Source organism: Streptomyces sp. SID3212, assembly GCF_009865405.1.
Lineage (GTDB): Bacteria > Actinomycetota > Actinomycetes > Streptomycetales > Streptomycetaceae > Streptomyces.
Map to the genome: position 1 here is coordinate 1 of NZ_WWJY01000921.1, position 1,363 is coordinate 1,363.

The 1,363-nt window shown below is 77.3% G+C and carries 1 protein-coding gene; it reads right to left on the bottom strand.

Going from position 1 to position 1,363, the window contains the following annotated elements:
• Positions 1 to 1,327: NAD(P)H-hydrate dehydratase (locus tag GT042_RS27510; protein ID WP_345943946.1), on the bottom strand; the 1,327-nt coding region annotated here is incomplete at its 3' end.
• Between the last annotated feature and the right edge of the window lie 36 nt (positions 1,328 to 1,363).

Genomic DNA, 1,363 nt, shown 5'->3' on the forward strand with positions numbered 1-1,363 from the left:
CCTGCACACTCCTCCAAGCCTCCCGCACCCCCTCCGCCACCTCATGCGCCGCCACCGGCGCCCCCCGGGACGCCAAGCGTCCCGCCAGGCCGTGCAAATAGGCCGCCGCCGATGCCGCGTCCCTTGCCTCCAGGCCCGACGCCAGCAGTGAGCCCGCCAGGCCCGACAGCACGTCGCCGCTGCCCGCCGTCGCCAGCCAGGGTGTGCCCGTCGGGTTCACCCGTACCGGCACCGACCTGTCCGGTGAGGCGATCAGGGTGGTCGAGCCCTTGAGCAGCACCGTCGCGCCGTACCGTGCCGCCAGCTCCCGTACCGCCGCCAGCCGGCCCGACTCCACCTCCGCGCGGTCCACCCCCAGCAGCGCCGCCGCCTCCCCCGCGTGCGGGGTGAGCAGGGTCGGCGCGGTACGCGCCCGTACCGTCGCCGGGTCCAGCAGCCGCAGGCCGTCCGCGTCGACCAGAACCGGGACGTCCGAGGCCAGGACGTCCGCCACACCCGGTCCGTCGCCCAGCCCCGGCCCCACCGCCCACGCCTGCACCCGGCCCGCCTTCGACGGCGGGCCGTCGTGCACCAGCGTCTCCGGGTAGCGGGCGATCACCGCATCGCCGCCAGGACCCACGTACCGCACCGCCCCCGCACCGCCCCGCAGCGCCCCCGCCACCGCCAGCACCGCCGCACCCGGATACCTCGCGGAACCGGCCACGATCCCCACCACCCCCCGCCGGTACTTGTCGCTCTCGCCCGTCGGTTTCGGCAACAGCCGCGCCACGTCCGCGTGCTGGAGCGCCTCCAACTCCGGTACGGACGGCAGGTACGGGCCCAGGCCGATGTCCACCAGCCGCACCGCCCCCGCGTACTCGCGCGCCGGGTCGATCAGCAGCCCCGGCTTGTACGCGCCGAAGGTCACCGTCGCGTCCGCCCGCAGCGCCTCCCCCTTCACCTCACCGCTGTCCGCCTCCACCCCGCTCGGCAGGTCGACGGCGACGATCACCCCGCTCCCCCCGCGCGCCGCCCGCGCCACCGGCACCGCGTCGGGCCGCAGCCCCCCGTGCCCCCCGATGCCCGTGATGCCGTCCAGCACCAGATCAGCCACCGCCAGCACCTCGAACGGGTCGTCCACGACCCGTCCGCCCTTGCCCAGCAGCGCCGACAGGCCGCCTTCGTGGGTACGGTCCGGCGCCAGCAGCACCGCCGACACCCGCGCTCCCCTGGCCGCCAGCCGCGCCCCCGCGTACAGCGCGTCGCCGCCGTTGGCCCCGCTCCCGGCCAGGACGACGACCCTGGACCCGTACACCCGCCGCCCCACCACCGACCCCGGCCCGGCCACCGACCCCGGCCCGGCCGCCGACCCCGACCCCGCCGC